Annotated in this window: 22 protein-coding genes and 1 pseudogene; 4 read left to right on the forward strand and 19 right to left on the reverse strand. The window is 38.8% G+C overall.

All coding sequences use genetic code 11. From position 1 onward, the window contains the following. Positions 1 to 158: 158 nt before the first annotated feature. The 7 genes from ilvD to NYE63_RS17260 all read right to left on the reverse strand — a co-directional run bounded on the left by ilvD (position 159) and on the right by NYE63_RS17260 (position 8,097). Positions 159 to 1,829, reverse strand: a complete 1,671-nt coding sequence (gene ilvD, locus NYE63_RS17230; protein WP_342605804.1) for a dihydroxy-acid dehydratase — start codon at positions 1,827 to 1,829, stop codon at positions 159 to 161. A 354-nt stretch (positions 1,830 to 2,183) separates the two neighbouring features. Continuing rightward, complete coding sequence (locus NYE63_RS17235; protein WP_342602039.1) at positions 2,184 to 3,320, reverse strand: conserved virulence factor C family protein; 1,137 nt, start codon at positions 3,318 to 3,320, stop codon at positions 2,184 to 2,186. 130 nt (positions 3,321 to 3,450) lie between these two features. After that, positions 3,451 to 5,328 (reverse strand): ABC-F family ATP-binding cassette domain-containing protein, encoded by a 1,878-nt coding sequence (locus NYE63_RS17240; RefSeq protein WP_342602040.1) that lies wholly within the window; start codon positions 5,326 to 5,328, stop codon positions 3,451 to 3,453. Further along, entirely contained in the window at positions 5,325 to 5,969 is a 645-nt protein-coding gene (locus tag NYE63_RS17245; protein ID WP_342602041.1) for an HD domain-containing protein, read from the reverse strand. The genes NYE63_RS17240 and NYE63_RS17245 overlap by 4 nt, the downstream gene beginning before the upstream one ends. A gap of 53 nt (positions 5,970 to 6,022) precedes the next feature. Then, a complete protein-coding gene (locus NYE63_RS17250) occupies positions 6,023 to 6,868 on the reverse strand; it encodes a DegV family protein (protein ID WP_342602042.1) in 846 nt (281 codons plus the stop codon). Between the two features lie 140 nt (positions 6,869 to 7,008). Continuing rightward, positions 7,009 to 7,485, reverse strand: a complete 477-nt coding sequence (locus NYE63_RS17255) for a glutathione peroxidase (RefSeq protein WP_063234347.1) — start codon at positions 7,483 to 7,485, stop codon at positions 7,009 to 7,011. Between the two features lie 78 nt (positions 7,486 to 7,563). Continuing rightward, positions 7,564 to 8,097 (reverse strand): hypothetical protein, encoded by a 534-nt coding sequence (locus NYE63_RS17260; protein WP_342602043.1) that lies wholly within the window; start codon positions 8,095 to 8,097, stop codon positions 7,564 to 7,566. Between the two features lie 169 nt (positions 8,098 to 8,266). Between NYE63_RS17260 and metA the strand changes: the two genes are divergently transcribed. Beyond that, positions 8,267 to 9,175 (forward strand): homoserine O-succinyltransferase, encoded by a 909-nt coding sequence (metA, locus tag NYE63_RS17265; protein ID WP_098369307.1) that lies wholly within the window; start codon positions 8,267 to 8,269, stop codon positions 9,173 to 9,175. A gap of 106 nt (positions 9,176 to 9,281) precedes the next feature. Here metA and NYE63_RS17270 read toward each other — a convergent pair whose 3' ends face one another. The 7 genes and pseudogenes from NYE63_RS17270 to NYE63_RS17300 all read right to left on the reverse strand — a co-directional run. Beyond that, on the reverse strand, positions 9,282 to 9,977 hold the full coding sequence (locus NYE63_RS17270) for an AIM24 family protein (protein ID WP_342602044.1): 696 nt from the start codon (positions 9,975 to 9,977) through the stop codon (positions 9,282 to 9,284). Then, positions 9,977 to 10,672, reverse strand: coding sequence for a class I SAM-dependent methyltransferase (locus tag NYE63_RS17275; RefSeq protein WP_342602045.1), 696 nt, complete (start codon positions 10,670 to 10,672; stop codon positions 9,977 to 9,979). The genes NYE63_RS17270 and NYE63_RS17275 overlap by 1 nt, the downstream gene beginning before the upstream one ends. A gap of 221 nt (positions 10,673 to 10,893) precedes the next feature. Continuing rightward, positions 10,894 to 11,322 carry a transcriptional regulator MntR gene (gene mntR, locus NYE63_RS17280; RefSeq protein WP_342602046.1) on the reverse strand — a complete coding sequence of 143 codons (429 nt, stop codon included), beginning with the start codon at positions 11,320 to 11,322 and terminating at the stop codon, positions 10,894 to 10,896. Between the two features lie 102 nt (positions 11,323 to 11,424). Further along, on the reverse strand, positions 11,425 to 13,599 hold the full coding sequence (locus NYE63_RS17285; RefSeq protein WP_342602047.1) for a DNA topoisomerase III: 2,175 nt from the start codon (positions 13,597 to 13,599) through the stop codon (positions 11,425 to 11,427). A 306-nt stretch (positions 13,600 to 13,905) separates the two neighbouring features. After that, positions 13,906 to 14,850 (reverse strand): sporulation protein, encoded by a 945-nt coding sequence (locus NYE63_RS17290; RefSeq protein ID WP_342602048.1) that lies wholly within the window; start codon positions 14,848 to 14,850, stop codon positions 13,906 to 13,908. A 265-nt stretch (positions 14,851 to 15,115) separates the two neighbouring features. Beyond that, positions 15,116 to 15,250 carry a DUF3737 family protein gene (locus NYE63_RS17295; RefSeq protein ID WP_342605805.1) on the reverse strand — a complete coding sequence of 45 codons (135 nt, stop codon included), beginning with the start codon at positions 15,248 to 15,250 and terminating at the stop codon, positions 15,116 to 15,118. Then, positions 15,217 to 15,303: pseudogene (locus NYE63_RS17300) on the reverse strand (MerR family DNA-binding transcriptional regulator); the annotation flags it as partial. The gene NYE63_RS17295 and the pseudogene NYE63_RS17300, both read right to left, overlap by 34 nt. Positions 15,304 to 15,483: 180 nt before the next feature. Here NYE63_RS17300 and NYE63_RS17305 point away from each other — a divergent pair. Together NYE63_RS17305 and NYE63_RS17310 are read left to right on the forward strand one after the other, a co-directional pair. Beyond that, entirely contained in the window at positions 15,484 to 15,804 is a 321-nt protein-coding gene (locus tag NYE63_RS17305) for a carboxymuconolactone decarboxylase family protein (RefSeq protein WP_342602049.1), read from the forward strand. A gap of 19 nt (positions 15,805 to 15,823) precedes the next feature. Next, on the forward strand, positions 15,824 to 16,225 hold the full coding sequence (locus NYE63_RS17310) for a cupin domain-containing protein (protein ID WP_342602050.1): 402 nt from the start codon (positions 15,824 to 15,826) through the stop codon (positions 16,223 to 16,225). Positions 16,226 to 16,373: 148 nt separating this feature from the next. Here NYE63_RS17310 and NYE63_RS17315 read toward each other — a convergent pair whose 3' ends face one another. Next, complete coding sequence (locus tag NYE63_RS17315; protein ID WP_342602051.1) at positions 16,374 to 16,658, reverse strand: hypothetical protein; 285 nt, start codon at positions 16,656 to 16,658, stop codon at positions 16,374 to 16,376. Between the two features lie 377 nt (positions 16,659 to 17,035). Here NYE63_RS17315 and NYE63_RS17320 point away from each other — a divergent pair, with 377 nt between their 5' ends. Further along, a complete protein-coding gene (locus NYE63_RS17320) occupies positions 17,036 to 18,097 on the forward strand; it encodes an NAD(P)-dependent alcohol dehydrogenase (protein WP_342605806.1) in 1,062 nt (353 codons plus the stop codon). Positions 18,098 to 18,755: 658 nt separating this feature from the next. Here the strand turns inward: NYE63_RS17320 and NYE63_RS17325 are convergent. The 4 genes from NYE63_RS17325 to NYE63_RS17340 all read right to left on the reverse strand — a co-directional run bounded on the left by NYE63_RS17325 (position 18,756) and on the right by NYE63_RS17340 (position 22,380). Continuing rightward, complete coding sequence (locus tag NYE63_RS17325) at positions 18,756 to 19,154, reverse strand: MerR family transcriptional regulator (RefSeq protein WP_342602052.1); 399 nt, start codon at positions 19,152 to 19,154, stop codon at positions 18,756 to 18,758. A 946-nt stretch (positions 19,155 to 20,100) separates the two neighbouring features. After that, complete coding sequence (locus NYE63_RS17330; RefSeq protein WP_342602053.1) at positions 20,101 to 20,529, reverse strand: MarR family transcriptional regulator; 429 nt, start codon at positions 20,527 to 20,529, stop codon at positions 20,101 to 20,103. A gap of 258 nt (positions 20,530 to 20,787) precedes the next feature. After that, positions 20,788 to 21,426, reverse strand: coding sequence for a fumarylacetoacetate hydrolase family protein (locus NYE63_RS17335; protein WP_342605807.1), 639 nt, complete (start codon positions 21,424 to 21,426; stop codon positions 20,788 to 20,790). Positions 21,427 to 21,744: 318 nt separating this feature from the next. Further along, a complete protein-coding gene (locus NYE63_RS17340) occupies positions 21,745 to 22,380 on the reverse strand; it encodes an FMN-dependent NADH-azoreductase (protein WP_342602054.1) in 636 nt (211 codons plus the stop codon). Between the last annotated feature and the right edge of the window lie 101 nt (positions 22,381 to 22,481).

Here is a 22,481-nt window from a genome sequence, read left to right on the forward strand (position 1 = left end):
TGGTTACAATTCTTCATTTAGTATAATCATACTATATTCTTGAGAGCATATGCAAAAATGACGCTTAAAGCTTTGGAAAATTTAATTGTTCTTCACAAAGAAACATGGTGACAGAATCCTCTTTCATTCTGCCACCATGTTTTAGTCATCCTTTTAACTTAAACTTTCATTACTCCGCCTGAGCTCGCATTCGTCACAAGTTTGGAATAACGCGCTAAATATCCTGTCCTGACTTTTGACTCGAAGCCTTTCCAATTGGCTTTGCGTTTTTCGAATTCTTCATCGGAAATTTCCAATTGGATTTTACGATTATTCAAATCCAATTCGATGATATCTCCATCTTCAACAAAGGCGATCGGGCCTCCCTCAGCTGCTTCGGGGGATATATGACCAATGCTGATGCCTCGGGATGCGCCTGAAAAACGGCCATCAGTGATCAAACCGACTTTCGCTCCAAGTCCCCTCCCGACGATTTGGGAAGTGGGTGCCAACATTTCCGGCATACCCGGCCCACCTTTAGGTCCTTCGTAACGAATGACCACTACATCCCCTTCTTTAACTTTTCCAGTAATGATCCCGGAAAGTGCATCTTCCTGGGAATCGAAACAAATGGCAGGACCCCTGTGGTAGCCACCAACTGATTCGTCAACCGCCCCCACTTTTACGATGGAGCCTTGAGGAGCAAGGTTACCAAACAATACCGCAAGCCCGCCACGCTCAGAATGCGGATTATCCAACGGATGGATAACATCCTTGTCCAATATTTCACAACCGACAACATTTTCGCGGAGCGTTTTACCCGAGACAGAAAGGCAGTCTCCATTAAAGGCACCTGGTTTTTTGAGTAACTCATTAATGACGGCACTTACACCACCGGCATTATGTACATCTTCAATATGATAATCGGAAGCCGGTGCGATCTTCGCTAAATGCGGTACGCGGTTGGCTATTTCATTAATGCGTTCCATTGGATATTCAAAACCTGCTTCATGTGCCAATGCAAGTGTATGCAAAACGGTATTGGTAGAACCGCCCATCGCCATATCCAATGCAAATGCGTTATCAATTGCATCAATCGTTACGATATCACGAGGCTTGATATCCTGTTTGATTATCTCCATCAACTGTTTAGCGGATTTCTTAACGAATTCCTTACGTTCTTCGGCTACCGCCAAAATCGTTCCATTTCCCGGAAGCGCAAGTCCCAATCCTTCAGCCAGGCAGTTCATGGAGTTTGCAGTGAACATTCCTGAACAAGAACCGCAAGTAGGGCAGGCAACTTGCTCGATTTCCTGCAAATCTTCTTCATTGATATTACCTGCTTGATAAGCACCCACCCCTTCAAAAACGGATGTTAATGAAAGAGATTTACCGTTTTTATCTTTACCTGCTTTCATGGGTCCGCCGCTTACGAATATTGTAGGAATATTGACACGAAGTGCTCCCATCATCATTCCCGGCGTTATCTTGTCACAGTTTGGAATGCAAACCATACCGTCAAACCAATGTGCTGATACAACAGTTTCCACGGAATCTGCGATGATCTCACGGCTTGGCAATGAATAGCGCATACCAATATGACCCATCGCAATTCCATCGTCTACTCCAATCGTATTAAATTCGAAAGGAACACCGCCTGCTTCGCGAATCGCTTCCTTCACTATTTTTCCGAATTCCTGAAGGTGGACATGACCTGGAACGATATCGATATATGAATTACAAACCGCGATGAACGGTTTACCGAAATCTTCTTCTTTAACCCCTGCTGCCCGCAACAGACTTCTATGTGGAGCTCGATCGACCCCTTTTGTAATCATGTCACTTCTCATATTTGATGTAGACATTTGTTGTACCCCCAATTTCCACTAAATGTTTAATGATTCAATATAATATAATTTTTAGTATACTCTAAAAATTCTAACATATTTACATACAAATGCAACCATTCAACACTAAATATCTACAAAAATCATTTTACTAAAATAATAGAGATCCAATTTATATCTAAAAAATTTCTGTATATCGAAAAATTGGCCATTTTGAATGTTTTTGAATTCCACCTGAGGGGAACTAATTTCATACTACTTGAAGATCCGCTTCAAAAATAAAAAGGCATGCGAATGAAATCATTCGCATGCCTTTTGCCTGTACCATTTTATATCCCATTAAGTTACCATTAAATCTCACTTGTCATTCGCTTGTCTTGATTCTGTCATTTGCTTCCAAACCGAACCTTTTGCTTCTTCCCCATTTTCTATACGGTCAATGGCCATCTTGACCTGCAGGGCCACTTCGAATTCAGGGTCCTGTTCCGCTTGTTTAAGATAAGGGAGGGTCGTTTCATTTCCCGCTTCGTATAAAAACATCGCCGCCCTCCATCTAACCAATTTATTTTTATCTGAAAGTGATTGAGACATTTCCCCCATCGCTTCTTCAAAGCCAAGATCGGATAAACAATCACCAGCCGTACGTCTTACAGCTGCACTTTTATCTTTCAATGCTTTATACAAACTCGGAAGCACTTTTCTATCCTCGATCATACCCAAGTATACAACCGCGAGCCTTCGAATGGAGACCTTAATGTCGGAGAGTGCCATATCCAATACTGGAATATCATCAACTGTTGGATCTTCCATTTGTTCCAAAGCCTGATAACGCTTTTCCCAGCTTTCGTCATTCAGCATTTCTGCAGTCAGTTTAATTTTCGGTCGTTTCAAAAATGCCTCCTTCGTATCCACTATTTCTTTTGCAGCGGCTACTAGCCGATTAATTCGTTCTTCCGGATAAGCTGCAATCAACTCATCCGATACTTCCTTCACGATATCTTCCATATCACCATATCTTACGCCATAATCCTTCCATTTTCGAAGCAGGACTACATTATCATCTTCCTTTTGGGCAGCGGCAATGCCCTTTATGAAATAATCCGGTAAGGCAAAACGTTTTTCATGTTGGCTATCACTCGCTTTAATTTGCATCGGAATGCCCTTGAATTGTTGAATGGCTACACTTACTTCACCGTAATGTTCATTTAATGCCGTTTGTTGATTTTGTTCTTCAGTTTTTTCCCCGAAAACCTGACGGATTTGGACCAAGATATCTTTCCAATCATATTTCGCATTTCGCTCAACGGCTAAGAAGTCCGCAACATGATATACCCCTTTCACTCCCTCGATCGTAAATAAATCTTTGATCAGTTGGGGTGCTTGGTCAGCTTGATCTTTCTTATAATTATTGCTTTTACCAGCTAATAGCTCTTCAGTTAAATTGATTTTCATTGTATTCGGACTTGGTGTAGGTTCTATCGACTTAATTTTCAATGCATTTCTCTCCTTTTACAAGACGTTTCCATGTACTAGATATTATCACATCGGCAACAGATTCTCATGCAATTGAGATTGGCTAAAAAAAGACCGATCCAAGTTTGCTCACTTGGACCGGTCACCACGCTCATTCTTCTTCCAATTTTTCCGCTAAATACGTCCATCTTTCCATCAAATGGTCTAATTTATCCGTCAGTTCCTTTTCTTCTTCAAGCAGCAGGCGGACTTTTTCAAAATCGCTTCCCGCTGCTGCCATTTCTGATGTAATGTCTTTCAGGCGCAGCTCGGCCCGTTCCATGTTACCTTCTATCTCTTCCCATTCCTTGCTTTCCGCATAAGTTAGTTTTTTCTTTTTCTTTTCGGTCCTGTTCAGCTGAGGTTCCGGTGCTTTTACTGGCACGGCCTCTTCCGTCTTTTCTTCCAAGAACTCTGAATAATTGCCGTAATAGAAATCAATTTCACCTTTATTCTTGAAAACAAGAAGCTGATGGCACGTTTTATCCAAGAAATACCTATCATGTGATACAGTAATGACTACACCTGAAAACGTTTCTAAATAATCCTCCAGAACGGTCAAGGTTTGCGTGTCCAAATCATTTGTCGGTTCATCCAAAAGAAGGACATTAGGTGCCGACATCAATATGTTAAGGAGATATAAACGCCTTTTCTCCCCTCCGGACAGCTTGCGAATTGGCGTCCCATGCGATCCCATTGGAAACAAGAATCTTTCAAGCATCTGCGCAGCCGATATGAAACTACCATCTTTAAGGGCGATTGAATCTGCCGTTTCACGAATATACTCTATCATGCGCAAATTCTCATCCATATCGACGCTTTCTTGCGTATAGTAGCCTATTTTCACAGTTTGCCCTTTTTCCAAAATTCCTTCCTCTATAGATTCCCGTCCGGCAAGGATATTTAACAAGGTTGACTTTCCACTGCCATTATTACCGACGATCCCAATCCGATCACCTGGTTTGAAGAGGAAAGAAAAATGGTTGATGATGGTTCGATCACCGAAGGATTTAGAGACATCCCTCATCTCGAGTACCTTTTTCCCAAGACGGGCACCGCTTAATTCCATTTCCAGGTTGTCGGTTTTTTGCTTATCCTTTACACCTGATTCCAATGTTTCGAAGCGTTGGATCCTGGCCTTTTGTTTCGTTGTACGGGCCTTGGCACCTTTACGGATCCAGGCCAGTTCTTTTTTGAATAGACTTTCCTTTTTCGTTCTTTCTGCCGATTCATTCTCTTCACGTATGGCCTTTGATTCTAAATAATCAGCATAGTTTCCTTTGTATTCGAAAAGCTGCGTTTGGGCAATTTCCCATATTTTATTGGACACACGATCAAGGAAATATCGATCATGGGTTACAAATAAAACAGACTTTTGATATTTCCCCAAATATTCTTCAAGCCAAGTGATGCTTTCGAAATCGAGATGGTTCGTAGGCTCATCCAAAATCAGTAAATCAGGGGTCTCAATCAAGGTTTTTGCCAGAGCCGCACGTTTCTTTTGGCCACCTGACAGTTCCCCCAATTTCCTTGAATGATCAGGAAGACCAAGCTTGGTCAGAATCGTTCTGGCATTGGCACTAGTATCCCAGGCGCCAAGCGTGTCCATATCCTGCTGCTGTTTTAACAAACGGTCCTGTATTGCGCTATTCTGCGGGTCTATCTGGAGTTGAACGAGCGTCTTTTCATACTCTTTAATCAATGAAAATACAGGAGTTGAACTTTCATACATATATTCCATGATCGTCAATTTCTCATCAAAATGCGGATCTTGCGATAGATAGGAAATCGTATAATCATTCGGATGATCCTTCGTTCCTAAATCACTGTCTTCCAACCCTGCGATGATATTCAATAATGTCGATTTACCGGTGCCGTTTATACCAACGATCCCGATTTTTTCCCCTTCGGTAATGGAAAAAGAGACATCTTTAAAAAGCAGCTTTTCCCCTTGAGTTTTCATTACATGTTCCATGCTAAAAACTTTCATAATCGTACATCCCATTCCTTATTAAATTCCTCTAAAAATCCAACCATAAATTCATGCCTTTCACTTGCAATCTTCTTGGCTGTACAAGTATTGAGCATATCTTGCAAACGCAATAATTTTTCATGAAAGTGATGAATGGAAGAGCTTTTACCATTCCTGTATTCCTTCTTGGTCATGTTTTCCCTTATGGGCAATGCAGGATCATACATAAGTTGTCCCTTTTTTCCGCCAAATGCAAATGTCCTGGCTACGCCAATGGCACCAATTGCATCCAAGCGGTCCGCATCCTGAACAATTTCAGCCTCGATCGAAGGAAGCTTCAACTGCCCTGCACTATATGAAATTGTATTGATGATCTGTTTGATGGCATCCACACTATCAATATCCAACTTTATTTCATCAAACCAAACGTCAAGCTTTTTCCAGCCTCCATCGGCATCCTGGTTTAGTTTATCATCCGGGATATCATGAAGCAGAGCCGCCAATTCAATGATGAACTCATTTCCTTTTCGTTCTTCTTTTGCAATATGTAAAGCCAGCTTACGAACCCGATCGATATGGAACCAATCATGGCCGCTGGCATCAGAATTCAGTTGGTCATATACATACTTCTCCGTTAATTCAATCATCTTTTGTTTCATTTCACCACTCCATGTCCTTTCTATTTTACCATGGTTCTCAATAATGGTGTGCTTTAATCTTCATTGAACCAACTGATCCCAATCGTCTGTTCACCGGTATGCACCCCGATGGCACTGCCCAGTGGGGATACATGGGTCAACACATGTGGAAATTCTTCGGAAATCATCTTTTTCCATCTATGTGCCTGCTCCGAAACTGCACCATATAATATGGTGCATTCTTTTACTTTTCCCGCTTCGACTGATCTGCGAAAATCAGTGAAGATCTGTTTTTCCGCTTTTTTAAGGTTCCGAGGTTTGGATTTAGTATGAAGCAGACCGTTTTCGATTGAAATGATGGGTTTAAAGCTCAATAGGCTTCCTAGAATATACTGTGCGTTTGTTAACCTGCCGCTGCGGTGCAGCTGATCTAAAGAACCTATTAATACATAGGTTTCATGGTTATCCGCATACATCCTCGTTTTGACGAAGGCCTCATTGATGGAATCGCCATTATCAATATAATGCATGAGCTTTTTCAAGATTAATAGCATTGGAAAGGAAATAAGTAAAGTATCAAAAACGTCAACGGGGATCGTAACCATTTGTGCAGCTTGCCTGCTCGCGGAAACAGTCCCGCTCAATTCACTTGAAAGGTGTACGGCTATGATTCGATCATAGCTTTTTTCAAGCTCCTTATATAACTCTTGGAATCTGCCCACCGAGGGCTGTGACGTAGTGGCGGTGATTTTTTCCTCACTCATCCGCCGGTATAATTCCTCAGGTAATAGGTCGACGCCATCTTCATATTCCTTCCCATCGATGATGACGACCATTGGAACGACGTATACATGTTCATTCAATGATAATTCTTCGTCTAAAGTTCCCGTACTATCTGTTACCCATGCAATTCGTTCCATGGTTTCCCCCCTTATTTGTGTCTTCTATTATATTCAACATCCCAAGCATCTGTCCCCTTTAAAAAACGGATGCATGTATTAAATTTCTTACCTCAAAAAAAGAGTCCAACTGATGCTTACGTTGGACTCGATATCATTCTTCATAATATTTTTTTTAAATCCTCTTCCATTTCCAAAGGTTTTGTTTTAGGAGCATACCGACTGACGATATTTCCATCACGATCAATCAAAAACTTTGTAAAATTCCATTTTATGGATTTAGATCCCATCACTCCAGGAGCATTTTCAGTCAGATAGCTGAATAAGGGATGGGCTTCCTTTCCATTGACATTCACTTTTGCAAACATCGGGAATGTTACACCATGATTCAATTTGCAGTATGAATCGATTTCTAGATCATCACCAGGCTCCTGATTCAAAAACTGATTACATGGAAAACCAAGCACGACAACCCCATCCTCTTTATATTGTACATACAGGCTTTGCAAATCATCATACTGTGGCGAAAAACCGCATTTGCTTGCGGTATTCACTATAATCATCACTTTCCCTCTATATTCCTCAAGCGAGATGGTTTCGCCATTGATTTTATTGACTTCAAATTCGTAAATGGACATGTATGATCTCTCCCTTTAGTATGATGATTCATTTTACCGTATTTAAAGGTAAGTTTACCAACTTTTATCCTTTTCCTATCATCCCGGAATCTTCACTGCTTGTATGGATTGAATCAAATACTCTACCATGTCTTCCAAATCATCCATTTGCTCTTCTTTTACAAGCCTTCCAAATGAAACTTTATATATAGAAGAAGTAACGGGTAGCATTTTTTTACTGACCGTATCGCTGGTCGTCACTGTAATGATTCTCTGATCTCCCCAAATTTTTTCCAGATCGTTCAACAATTGTTCCGCATTCACTTCATCAAGCTTTTTGGGAAAAGAAATGAAAATATTGACCGTGCAGCCCGAATGCATATCATCATTATCGGCATCGAGTAACTCCGAACTTAGGTTCTTGAGTGAAGCGTGTAACTCAATGGCACCGCTAATCGAAATAGGTACGATTGGTTTTTTCAATTCAATCTCAATCTTATATGATCTGGACATGGTTGAGAGATTCACTATATCATCACGGTTTATGACCAATATATCTCCAATGAAGTCACGATCGTAAACCGCTCCTTCCAATACCACTTTCATGTTCTCAAATGCTGTAGGATCAAACAATCTCAAAACACCTCTCCAACCTTCATAGTTTATGTATTCATGATCTTCCCATTTTACCATTCCTAGGCCATTTCCTTCGGGATTTACAAGAAATTATTAAAATAGCTTTTCTATTCAATAATTTTCTATATAATTAAAATATTATGATTTTTGAAGAAGGAGGCTAATCATGCCAATCAGAATTCCGGAACAACTGCCAGCAAGGGAAATTTTAGAACAGGAAAATATCTTCGTAATGGATGAGGAAAGAGCTACCAATCAGGAAATCCGTCCATTGAATATATTAATTTTAAACCTAATGCCAGAGAAAGAAAAAACGGAGGCCCAGTTACTGCGCTTTCTTGGCAATACTCCGATTCAAGTAAATATATCATTCCTGCGCTTGAGCACACATGAATCAAAAAACACAAGTAAATTTCATTTAGATCAATTTTATAAATCATTTAATGATATCCGCACGAAGAAATATGACGGCTTGATCATTACAGGCGCTCCAGTAGAAAAGCTGGAATTTTCAGATGTTAATTATTGGGAAGAACTGCAGAGTATCATGAACTGGTCAAGCGAAAATGTCACATCCACCCTACATATTTGTTGGGGGGCACAAGCTGCCCTGTACCATCATTATGGAATAGGCAAATACGAACTTCCAGAGAAATGCTTCGGGATATATACTCATGAGGTCCTTGAACCGAATGAAAATCTAGTCCGCGGATTCGATGATTATTTTATGGCCCCTCATTCTCGCCATACGGATATTGACTATCAAAAATTAGTTAACCATCCGGAACTGAAGGTTCTCGCACAGTCCGATCAAGCTGGTGTATTGATTGCTGCTTCAGTTGATGGAAAAAGAATTATGGTTACCGGCCATTTCGAGTATGATGCCGATACCCTTGGTGAAGAATACAAGCGCGATAGGGAGCGTGGAATCAATACGCAACTCCCTGAAAATTACTTCCCTGATAACGATCCGACCAAGGTACCTCTTCACCGCTGGAAGAGCCATTGCAGCCTGATGTTCTCGAATTGGCTGAACTATTATGTCTACCAATCAACCCCTTATGAGTGGGATTGAAAGGGTAAGAAAAAAGAAGCTTTCACTTTTAAGTGAATCGTTTTTTGGGCAGCCGATTCCGATAATAATGGGAAACAACCTGAGTTTCTGACTCAGGTTGTTTGTTTCAAGATTCCTTATTACCGAAATAAACCTCTTCAAAAGGTTGGACGACCACAAATCCTTGACCTTCGAATTTCATTTGAACGGATTCGCCGCTTCCCCTTCCAAAAAACGACTTCAGTGAAACATCCGTTACGAATTCAGGCTGCAAATCCCCTGACCAAGCCACTGTGGCATTCGGATCCGTATAGACCGGATTCCCATGTTCCACCATTAAAGTAAGCGGCTCATAATGGGAAGTGAATGCGACCATGCCTCTCCCTTCGAGCCTTACGTTGAACAATCCCCCCGCCAATAACCCGGCAATGCGCCGCATCATTTTTATATCCCATTGAATTCCCGGCTCAAATGCAAGTAAATCATTTCCGTTAACACAGATCGATTCACCATTTAATTGTAAAATGGAAATCTTCTTTCCTTGATCCGCGACGTATAGCTTGCCGCTTCCGGTCGCTTTCATCAAGGATGCACCCTCACCAGTCAAAGCTTTTTTAAAGAGCTTACCAAGACCATGCTCCAAGATACCTTCCCGTTCGAATTTAATATGTCCGCGATAAGAAACCATCGTCCCCATTTTTGCCCAGATCTGCTGTTCCAAATTAATCTCCAGAATTCGTTCCGTTTCAAGTTCGAATAAACCTTGCCCTTTATCCTGCTGTTTCGTCTTTTCAACGAATTGATCGATTTGATACTTTTCCATCACTGCTCCACCTCTTTTTGAAGGAGAAAAAGCCACATAAACGATACAGCTTGCTTTAATTCCTTTGAAAAATGCCCCAGTTTTGTATAGTCCACCCCTCTCTTTGCAACTCCGGTATCAGCCACTGCCTTCCATCCGGTTTCTAAAGCCATTTTTTCAAATTCCCAAGGCTGCATTGTATTCATGATGACTTTATCTCCTAATAACCGTTGAAAACTGAATTTTTTTCGTGGTTCAGCTGTTGGACCAAGTATTCCAAAACAGACATAACCGCCAGGCTTTATTACCCGTTGAATTTCCTTCATCACCGTTAATGGTTCACCCGTATATTCCAAAGAATTAATGACCATTGCCGCATCCATTTCTTCATCTTTGAATGGAAGATTATAAAAATCCCCTTGCAGGAAAGAAAGTTCTGGTAGTTGAGCGGTTTTTCCCTTTGCAAATTCGATCATCACATTGGATAAATCAACTCCGGTCACTTCAAATCCCGCTTCGGCCAATTTCAAGGAACCAACTCCATCTCCACAGCCAATGTCAGCCACCTTCACTCCCGAAGGTACATATTCAGAAAAGAAAGGAATAATGTTTTTCCGGCTCCCCGTTTCCCACATTTCTTGCGAATTCTTCACCCACATAGGTGCAAAAACATCCCATTCCTTCTCCGACTCTTTATGCCATGTATGTAAATTCATCAGAAATTCACCCTCCCATTTAACCCCTAATTAAATAAGTTCCTGAAAAATATCTTCCCGAATCAAAATACCGGGGCTTCTTTATAGCTATTCTGCTCATAATTAAAAAATCCTCTTTTAATAAGTCGCTGCCTTGTACACCTTATTCGTAAAATGAACAATGCCCGGTTCAAGAAAACAGATGATTTTCAAATACATAAAAAAAAACTGCCAGCGGCAGCTTATTTTGAATTTTCTTCGTTTCTTTTTTGTATCTTTCTTAAATCCTCGACACGGTCAGAAGATTCTTCAAAGAATTCAACCAGGTCTCCAATCCTATCGATGGCATTCCAACTAAGGTGGTGTTCAATACCTTCTACATCATGATAAATATTTTCTTCCTTGACCCCAATCAACCTTAGCATCTGTTCTAAAAGTTCATGACGGTATACGAGCCTTTTACCAACTTTTTTCCCATTTGCAGTTAAAACGAGGCCCCGGTACTTTTCATATATCAAATATTTTTCCTGATCAAGTTTTTGAACCATTTTAGTAACAGAAGATGGGTGGACGGAAAGATTTTCGGCAATATCGGAAACTCTTGCATATCCTTTTTCTTCAATAAGTAAATAAATTTGTTCTATGTAATCCTCCATGCTCGGTGTAGGCATTCGGAATCCTCCCATTCAAACGCATATCTAAAAATTTTACTATATAAACGACCCCGAAACAAGAAGATATAAGTCTCAGGGCGCCTTTAATGAAGTTTCTTCTCAAGTTTGCTTGACGTTTTGTTCTGTTGGGAATGTAAAACTGATCTTCTTTTCAGAATCGGACCATGATAAAATGGCATCGAAGGTCTTTTCCCCTTTTGTAAAACCGCTTATCAAATCCGTTTCACCGCTCGCCAACAGCTTTTTTATATTTGCTTGACTGATTTTCTTATTGAGGATTTTTTTGGAGATAGTGAAGTTACACTTTGTTTTTTGATAACTTACACATCCATAGAATTCCCCTTTATCGACAATCTTAGAACCGCATAGTTTACAGCTGCCCATAGATGCCGAGCTTCTCTTTTTAGGTCCGCTCCGTTGAATCGACTCGGTGTCCAGACCCTGAAAATCCCAGCTTTCCGATGACTCCACGGCATCACTGATAATTTTTGCCGACATCTTTTTAACAGCTTCCATAAAGCCGCCTGCTGAAGCCTTTCCTTCACCAATTTCCCTTAAACGCTGTTCCCATTTGGCTGTCATCTCGGGTGAAGCCAGGATTTTCTCCCCGATGGCAGTAATCAGCACTTTCCCTTTATCTGTCGCAAACACCTGGTTTTTTTTGACATTGATATATTTACGGTCTTTGAGCATGGTAATGATGCCAGCCCGAGTTGCTTCGGTTCCAAGACCCTCGGTTTTCATCAAAACCTTTTCTAACTCTTCATTATCCAGATGCTTTCCGGCAGTTTTCATCAAAGTGATCAGCTGACCTTCTGTATAGCGCTTAGGAGGCTGGGTTTTTCCTTCTTTCACTTTTATATTGGCGACCTTTCCGGAATCCCCTTTTGAAACGGACGGCAAAATGATATCATCATCATCCTTGTCATTTTGGAAAATCACTTTGCGCCAACCCTCTTGGATCTGCTGCTTGCCTTTAGAAATGAATTCGGCACGCTCATCGACTAGCGTTTTAATGGTAGTGTAATCGAAAATGGCTTTCTCATAATGGGCCGCAATCAACCGGCGTACCACCAAGTCATATATATTCCGTTCTTCAGCGGAAAGCCGCTTAGGGTCGGTTACTTGCTCCGTCGGGATAATTGCATAGTGATCAGTCACTTTCTTTTCGTTTACAAACCGTTTATTATTCATGATGTTCGGTTGTGGCAAAGGAAACAAGGATTCATATTCTGAAAATCCACTTAGTTTTTGCAAAATATCGGGAAATGTTTCGGCTTCCCCCTCCGTCACATAATTGGAATCTGAACGTGGATAAGAAACAATCCCTTTTTGATATAAACTTTGTACAATATCAAGCGTCTGTTTTGGTGAATATTTATAAATCTTGTTTACTGTCGCCTGCAATGACGAAAGATTAAATAACAAAGGCGGCTGAAATTCTTTCCTTTCTGTATCCATTTCAGCAATTTCAGCTTCCTTACCCTTGCAAAAGGCGGCAATTTTTTCAGCCATTTCTTTTGTCTTGATTCTCGGATCATTGTTCTGCTGCCATTTTCCCTGATACTTCTTTCCATCCATCTTGAAGTCAGCGAACACTTCCCAGAACGGCTCGGACTTGAATTGCTCAATTTCCAATTCCCGCTTCACAATCAAAGCAAGAGTCGGTGTCTGGACCCTTCCAGCTGAAAACACATCCGAAACGCCCCTTTGTTGCAATAAAATACTATACGCTCTCGACGCATTCATTCCCACAACCCAATCCGCACAAGCTCTCGTATACGCTTCATAATAGAGCGGCCTGGTTTTTTCTTCGTTCTTCAGATTTTGGAATCCCTCATAAATCGCTTTTGGGGTCAAAGAGGAAATCCATAACCGTTTCATCGGTTTATTGGCATTGCATAAATTAACGATATTGCGTACAATCAATTCTCCTTCACGCCCGGCATCACCTGCATGAATGATTTCATCGACTTCCGGTTTCCTAAGCAACGTCTTTACGACATTGAATTGCTTTGCCTTCTGTCGGGTCACTTCATATTGAAATTTCTCAGGAATCATCGGCAACGTTTCCATCGACCATTTTTTCCATTTTGAATGATAGGTTTCCGGCGAAACGAGTTGACATAAATGCCCGACGGCCCAAGTTACATAAGCTCCATCGGGAAAAAGTTCATTCGGCATGATTTCTATATAGCCTTGCTGTTTCTTCGTTTTAAATTGAGCCGCTAGCGTTGAACCTTGATCTGGTTTCTCCGCAATGATTAGCTTCATGATCATCTTCACCTAATCCGTTACAAAATATCTTTCCCCTATCATTATACCTTAAATATCACAATCGGCTAGAGATGACTTCGTTTTTACTGAACTGTTCTATAGTAAACATTTAATGATTGCTTAACTTCGGTGAATAGTTTGCGCCAATGTCCAGTTACTTGAATAAAAAAAAAGCTCTGTAAAGTTTCCTCTTAACAGAGCTTACAAACATATTAAAGTATTTACATCAAGTCTTTTCTAGCACTCAAGCAAATACTCTCACTAACTATATTGGGTTAACACCAGGACTATCTAATGGCTTACTTAGGATTCCCCATCCCCACTATCAAAAAACGAATCAAATCCTCCATCAAGATCTTCTGTTGCTTCTTCAAACATTTCCTCAACATCAAAACCATCCATCATCTCAGTAATTAACATCGACCCTAAAACACCCACTGCTAATCCACCAACCATTCCAGGTATAGCGTTTCCTAATTGGGAAGCGAGACCATGATGATGGTTTGTAGAATAAGAGAACGGCTGTGTAAAAGCATAAGGCTGATCAATAGCTTCCGATATATATTTTCCAAGTAGTTTTTCAAGTTCGGCTTCCTGCTCGAGAACATTTTGATCTAAATGAAACTCACGTTTTGCTTCAATTTCCTTATAGCCGCTTTTACAATCAACTTCCATCCAGACCCGGATACCTGTTTCTTCATTGGCAAACCGCATTTCAACTTCATTTACCTGTCCCATGAATTGTTGAGTGGGAAAAAAAGCAAATTCCTGTCCATATTGGTCGAGTTTACCCGAGTTGGCAGTCTCGCGAAAACCTAATTGATTCATTGCATTAAAAATGGATTGGATAGATTTCTGGGATTGGATGACTAGCCGGTCTACATCTTTGCGGTCAACCCCACCCTCAATATCAAGATGTGTATCTAGATAGTATGAGACAGTTCCCCTTGAAATAGGTATATTAGTAGGTAGGACGTAATGAAAAGGAATGACCTTACGTTCTTTGGGCTGAATACAATCTCGATTAACTAATGGTATATTGGCAACTTCCTTAGAAACGCTTCCTTGTTTTAATACCACATTCATCATAAACCGGACAGTCAATTGATTAATTTTCTGTTCCACCTCACCGCCTTGAATGACAACCTCCCCTTCAATGCTTTCTCCCGCTTGATAGTTACGATTACTACATTGTAAATCTACAGTTGCGGCTCCTTTTCCTAAACTTGCTAAAATTTTTTTGAACATGCTTCCTCTTCCTTTCGAAATTTTCTCAAACCGTCTTAAGAATATAAGTAATATGGCCCTAAGTAAGAAATGACAAGAAATCTATTCGTATTTCATGAGATTTCAAAAATGATCCCTGATAGTAATACGTCGTAAAATGAAAATAGTTTCAAATGATTTTACCGCAGTAGGTGATCTTCATATGATAATGGAGTACGTCATCTTTTTTCTGATGCTAGGTTCACCTTCTCTAAACGCCGAGATAGCTGCTTCAATTGCATAACGATTAACGTACTTTTTTTACACTGAGGTTTTCGCAATACCATAAAAGATACTTCCACTTGAAAATACTATCACTGAAAGAAATATCGCAACTTTCCTTCAGTGGATCGGTGAAATCAAACCTACGCGTTCGTAATATCTGAGTGTTGCTTGTGTTAGGTTAAATTGCCTTGCTTCTGATGCAATATTCATTTTCTTCACCTCACTCTCCTATAAGTATCGAACTTATCATTTAAAGCTAACATTACGTCAAGGAGCAATTTCTTAGGCTGTAGAAAAAAACTTTTATTATTTTTGTTGACTTAAAGTTTACTTTAAGCCCTATACTACACCGTGTAACGAATAGAAAATGAATAAATGGAGTGATTAAACATGGCAGAAAAACAAACAGCTGGACGAGACTTGTTGGGAGAGTTCGCTCCCAAATTTGCTGAACTTAACGATGACGTTTTATTCGGTGAAGTTTGGTCACGAGAAAAAGAACTAGCTCCACGTGACCGCAGTCTGATTACGGTTTCTGCATTAATTGCTGGAGGAAACTTTGAACAATTGACGCCACACCTTCAAAAAGCGAAAGCAAACGGAGTGAAGAAAGAGGAAATTGCGGAAGTCATCACTCATCTTTCGTTCTATGCAGGATGGCCTAAAGCTTGGTCAGCATTTAACATAGCAAAAGAAATTTATAACGATTAAAAGAAAGTAGGGATTAAATATGGCACACGAAGAATTAAGCAAGAGCACAATCTTTCCATTGGGAGAAAAAGTTGAAGCGAACTTTATAGGAGATGCGTACTTACAAATGGTATTCACCGATGAGAAGCCACTCAATGCATCAATCGGGAATGTAACCTTTTCTCCAGGAGCTCGCAATAACTGGCACTCTCATAAAGTTGGACAAGTTTTGTTAGTGACAGGTGGTGAGGGTTGGTTTCAAGAAGTAGACAAACCAGCTCAATTACTCAAAAAAGGCGATGTAGTAAACATTCCGCCGCATGTAAAACACTGGCACGGTGCGACAAAAGACAGCTGGTTTGTACACTTAGCAATGACGCCGGGAGAAACAGAATGGTTAGAACCTGTCGATGATGAATGGTTTAATAAATTATTAAAATAAAGCATCGAATCTATAGAATCGATGCTTTATTCAATTTATGTGGCAGTGGGAGAATACAGAAACTACATACTTCACCGTACGATCATTCTCCAGTGCATAAATAATAGCTGTTGCAACATCTTCACGAAAAATTTGCCCATATGCAAAGTCAACTGCCACTTTTACCTTCCCAGTTCCAGGATCGTTCATCCGCGTAATACTTGGCCGCGCTATGGGTATGCGGTTCACTATAATCGACCAATTCCAATTGAGGAGGCTTTTCTCTCGCAATATCTCCAAACCTCGGTGGAACATAACATTCTCTCTCTGCACTCATGGAGTTCTTTACGGCACCATAACCTAGAACTGCTGCATTGGGCTTAATATCTTCAGGTGAAACACCTAATTTTTCAGTTTTCTCTTGATTGTTCCATTGTTGAATAATTGTATTCATAATTAATTCATCACATCTTTTGAAATACCCTTTCAATTTAAAGTCGACTTTAAGTCAACTTAAAAGAGGCTGGAAAAAACCAAATAGAATTCTACATCATGATTATAGGCTTTAGAGTTTGCATAAAAGCTGCTGGTAAAATTAAGTGAATTTTTCATCTTCACTAGATCAATTAGTTGATAATTTGGCTTTGTATCATTCAGTAAAAATATGTTAAGAAAAAAGACAAAAGAATTTAAGGAAAATTCCTTGCTTTAAAGTCCACTTTAAGGATTAAGATAGTTTTGTCACTGCTTAAATACATTATGAATAATGAGTTGATGTGATTTCTTCAGTGAACTTAATATTTTTATTAGGAAAGGATTGTGTTTTATTTTATGTGTAATAATCATAACAACGTAAATTCGACACGTGTTCTAAGTGCTCCACGTGCAAAGGCGAAATTTGAACATACTACTATTGAGCGTAGAGAATTACGACCAGATGACGTCTTAATCGATATTAAATTTAGTGGTATCTGCCACTCTGACATTCACAGTGCATTTGATGAATGGGGCGGTGGGATTTTCCCAATGGTTCCTGGTCACGAAATTGCGGGGGTCGTAGCAGCAGTAGGTTCAGCCGTTACAAAATTCGCGGTTGGTGAACGCGTTGGCGTTGGTTGCTTTGTTAACTCCTGTGGAGAGTGCGAATACTGCCTAAGTGGTGAGGAGCAATTTTGTACAAAAGGCGTTATCAACACATATAACTCATTAGACTATGATGGAAATCCAACATACGGTGGATATAGCCAAAAAATCGTCGTAAAGGAAGGATTCGTTGTTCGTATCCCGGACGGTTTGGAAATGGATGTGGCAAGCCCACTCTTATGTGCAGGTATCACCACATTCTCTCCTTTGAAACACTGGAACGCTGGTCCAGGTAAGAAGGTAGCCATTGTGGGAATGGGAGGTCTCGGACACGTGGCTATCCAATTTGCACATGCTATGGGTGCTGAGGTAACGGTCTTGAGTCGTTCTATAAATAAAAAAGAGGAAGCTCTAGGTTTTGGCGCAGACCATTACTTTGCAACCAATGAGCCTACTACATTTACTGAATTAGCTGGTCGTTTTGACCTCATCTTAAATACTGTGTCGGCAAATCTGAATGTTGATCAATATTTATCCTTGCTTCGTGTAGATGGAACACTTGTCAATGTCGGTGCACCAGCCGATCCAGATCAATACAGTGTGTTTTCTCTAATCATGGGTCGTCGTAGTATTGCTGGTTCACTTGTTGGTGGAATTCGCGAAACACAAGAAATGCTTGATTTTGCTGCTCAACATGGCATTGCTCCTATGATTGAAGTAATCCGTGCTGATCAAGTAGATGAAGCGTATGAGCGCATTCTCCGTAGTGATGTGCGTTATCGATTCGTTATTGACATTTCTACCTTGTAATTCGGAAAGATGTCTTCTGGCATCTTGTACAGTGCCTGATGAAAGTTGGGGTAGCCAATTGAATGGGCTACCCCAACTTTATTTCCTGAAATCGCGTTCTGAAGGTTTTCTTAATTATATAAATAAAAATCTGGACATACTTACCATGATATATATAGGGGTTAATACAGCTAAAAATACTGCACAAGTGCTTTTGAAATAGAACTTGCTGAGGACGTTACTATTAATGAGTTGATCATTCGTCCTAAAAATCAATTAGCTTAATATTTTTATTTTATGTTATCTCAGTATACATCTCGGGTTTGAATCAATCACTCTCTGCTCTTACAAGAATATGAAGATTATTTAAGAAAATTGATATATTAAGCAAAGTTTTATAATTTATCATGAAAATGGGAGAGGAAAATGATAGCTAAACGAAATAATTTACTTCATGAAGTTAATAAAGGTGAGATAGATTCTGAGGGGGGTCTCCGTACCATTCATTAGCATTTAAACAACCATACTATAGCAATAAATGAAATGATCTTACAAATTTCCCCAAAAATCATTTTTACTGTTTTATACATATATTTATTCCCATTACACTCTAAAGTACGCCATAAAATTTAGTGCACTTTGTCCAATGGCTAAGAGAAACGATCTGTTAATTTCTTAATTAAGCTTTAGGCGACACACTTTCTTTTTCTTCTTGATACATCTTTTCTAATTTATCGTAGTACTCTATTTTCGTTTCAATTTTTTTAAAAGCTGTATCCAATTCTCTTTGTTTTTCCATCATTTTCTCTTTATGTTTTTCAAATATCTGTTTGCGTAGGGAGAATGTACAATCACCTTCTTGTGTTAACTCAACAATCTTACGTAATTCCGAAAGAGCGATATCAGTTTTCCGTAAACATACAATAAACTCTAACCACGTTAAATCTGCCTCCTCAAAAATACGATTTCCATTGACATCTCTTTTTACATAGGGTAGAAGACCCTCTTGTTCATAATATCGAAGTGTATGTGTAGGTAAACCTACCCTTGCAGCAGCCTCTTTTATATGAAATTCCATTCCATTAACCTCCATCGTTATTATTAGTACATTTCAATCTCAAAAGCATCATTTTTATGATGAGAATTAAAGTTGATTATCTCCTCTTCTATATCCCTTCCTTTCCTCACTTTGATCAGATAGATATTGTTCCCTTCAACATTAATATAAGCGTTAAAGTAAACTTTAACACAACTCATAATATTAAAATAAAAATTAAAAAAACGCCTTGCCTTAAAGATGACTTTAACGATTAACCAGGAATGGAGGAGAATCTTTATGTATTACATAATCCGTAAATTGGAGAGTGACTGCTAGAGAACTTGCAAATAAAGGCGCAAAACTTGTTTTAGCAGTCTTAATCAATTAAAGGCGAAAAGGGAGTGTTTGCGATGAAAGTAAAATAGGCATGATAAGTTGTTTCGATTATGAAAAGGGCGCCTTTGAAACTTTAAGGAGCTTTATGCATTCTGATAAAGTAAATAATTTTCTCATTTAGTGACTATTGGCCCTCTTTGGTCCATTTCATCAAGAGTTTTTATAATCCAAATTCAACATATTTGTATAAAAATTGCCCTTATACTCTCACGGAAAAGGAGTGAACGAAAAAGGCATAGTATCCATTCTTAATCGTATCCAAATTCACGACAATGTTTTTTTATCACTTTTGAAAGTTATCACGATTTTCTTTAATTCTTCTTTAAGATTTACTTATGCTAAGCAGAATCACCCCCAATCTAAGTAAACATTCACCTTACTTAGGGGGAGACAACCGACTAAGCATATTTTCGCTTTGAATATTCTTTTTTCTTTAAATGCATGCGCTTACATTCAAATCCGGATTAGCACTTCTCTTTTTGTCAACAAATCAGTTCATTTATACCTTACTGGGCTAAAGGTATATTCCTATCTAATATATATAGAAATAACCGACTTCACTTATTACATAAAAAATGTAAGAACCATATTATAATTTCTTGATTAAAGAATGTAATTCATCTTGAAGGTTTCCTTTTGAAAAAGCAGAGTGCAGAATTTCATGAAAAGTATTTAAGGAAATTTGTAGTTTTTCTTCACCTAATGTGGTTAAACGTGTGTAGATGCCTCTTCGATCATCTTCACATATATGCCTTTGTAATGCTCCGCAGCTTTTTGCTTCTAACCTGCCTACTAGCCTAGATATAGCACTTTGGCTTAATCCTACCATCTCTTGTAATTGTTGTAGCCTCAATTGTTTATCACTTGTTTTGGATAAAAAATAAAGAACATAAAACTCTTTTAACGAAAGGTTATGATTTTTTTGCAAAGCACTTTCTAGCTCATTCGTAATGCTCATTTGAATATTAGTAAGAGATAGCCAATTATCTAAATACTTCTTTTCTTGGTTGTTTTTCATGCACATTCCACCCTGTTCTATCCTTTATAATTATAATATGGTACTTTAATCGATTATCATTATGCATTTAAATGGTTCTAAAATATTCCATAAAAAATAATTTTACCAAAGCCAGAATTTAATGGTCAAACTTTTTTAAAAAGTGCGTGCCATATTGGCAGTTTCCATGTATGCAATATTGTTCTTTTCATTTTAGACGAGTTTCTTCTTTTTGTCTAAAATTGAGTTATTCCATAAAAAAAACAGTCAAAATGACTGCTATTTTTTTATGGAATGCAATGTGATTGAACATGATCCTATTTCATTTCCACCCCAGTTTAATGAAAGCTTGTCTTGATCTGAAAGAGGACCGACGCCACTTGGAGTACCGGTAAAAATAATATCTCCTTTCCCAAGCCCAAAATGCTCTGCTGTAAATTCTATAATGGTTTGCAAATCAAATAGTAAGTCTTTAATATTTCCTACTTGTACACGCTCTCCATTTTTTAAAAGTGAAAAATCTAATTGTTCACATGCTTCGACACCTGGAAACGGAATAAATTCACTAAGAACAGCTGAATTTTTGAATCCTTTAGCCAAAAGCCAAGGATGCTGTTTTTGTTTTAACTGTGATTGAACATCTCTAAGTGTTAAATCCAACCCAATTGCCATGGCATCTACTATTTCATCTACTTTCATTCCTGATTCGTACTGATTTGCGATATGTATGACAAGTTCAGTTTCAAAGTGAACGGAACCCTTATTACTCGGCAACATAATGGACTTACCATTTGCTTCCACAAGCGAATGAGTTGGTTTTGAAAACAAAAAAGGGGAAGTTGGTATTTCATTATTCAACTCTTTTGCATGCAAAGCATAATTTCGACCTACACAATAGATATTTTTAATGTCTTTCATCATAAAACTCACTCTTTTCTTTTAAGAAATGTAATTTCAAAATAAAAATTTTAATGATTAGTAAAGCTTGTTCTTACAATCGTAAGCTAAATTTGTTCCCATAAAATAATCACAGAAAAAACCGATTTGAATATATTTTATATTTTTCTGACTTTTTATACAATGATTAATATAATTCCATGTTCGTTTTAGCGGACTAAATAAAAAAGCACACCCCTTTATTAGAGAAATGCGCCTAATTGGTGAAGTAAAAATAAATCCACATATCAACAGTTCATTATGACAAAAAAAGAGCCAACAAGTTGTTGACTCTTTGATTTAAAAAGTAGAGGCTAAATCTTTTGATCGTGCTATAGCATTTTCTTTTATTTCTTGTGCTTTATCAGGCATTGCTGCATGTCCTTCAACGAATACACCTTCAAAGGAAGGCACTCCGAAGAATTGCATAATGATATTTAGATATCGGTGACCCATTTCCATTTCAGCCGCAGGCCCTTCTGAATAAATACCTCCACGAGCTTGAATATGCAAGGCTTTCTTATCAGTCAAAAGACCAACTGGGCCTTGTTCGGTGTATTTAAAGGTTTTACCTGCAACTGCAACGGAATCAATATATGCCTTCATTACTGGTGGGAATGAGAAATTCCATAATGGTGTTACAAATATATATTTATCGGCAGCTATAAATTGCTCACATAACTCTGAGAGTCGACTAACTTTCGCTTTCTCTTCAGACGAAAGTTCTTCAAAACCCTTTCCAGATTGAAGTTTCCCCCAACCACTGAAAACATCTACATCAATTGCAGGAATATTTTCTTTATAAAGGTCAATATTCACGATTTCATGGCTAGGATTTACTTCTTTATAAGTGTCAATAAATGCTTTTCCGACGGCCATACTGTAAGATTGTTTGTCATCATGAGGATGAGCAGTGATGTACAATACCTTTGTCATTCTGTATCTTTCCTTTCCTTTTACATATTTGAACATTCTAGTTTGTCTAGGAAATTCAACATTTATACGTTTACTCGAACTAAAATATCTTTAATTGATAT

The organism is Peribacillus sp. FSL E2-0159, from assembly GCF_038643155.1.
GTDB lineage: Bacteria > Bacillota > Bacilli > Bacillales > DSM-1321 > Peribacillus > Peribacillus simplex.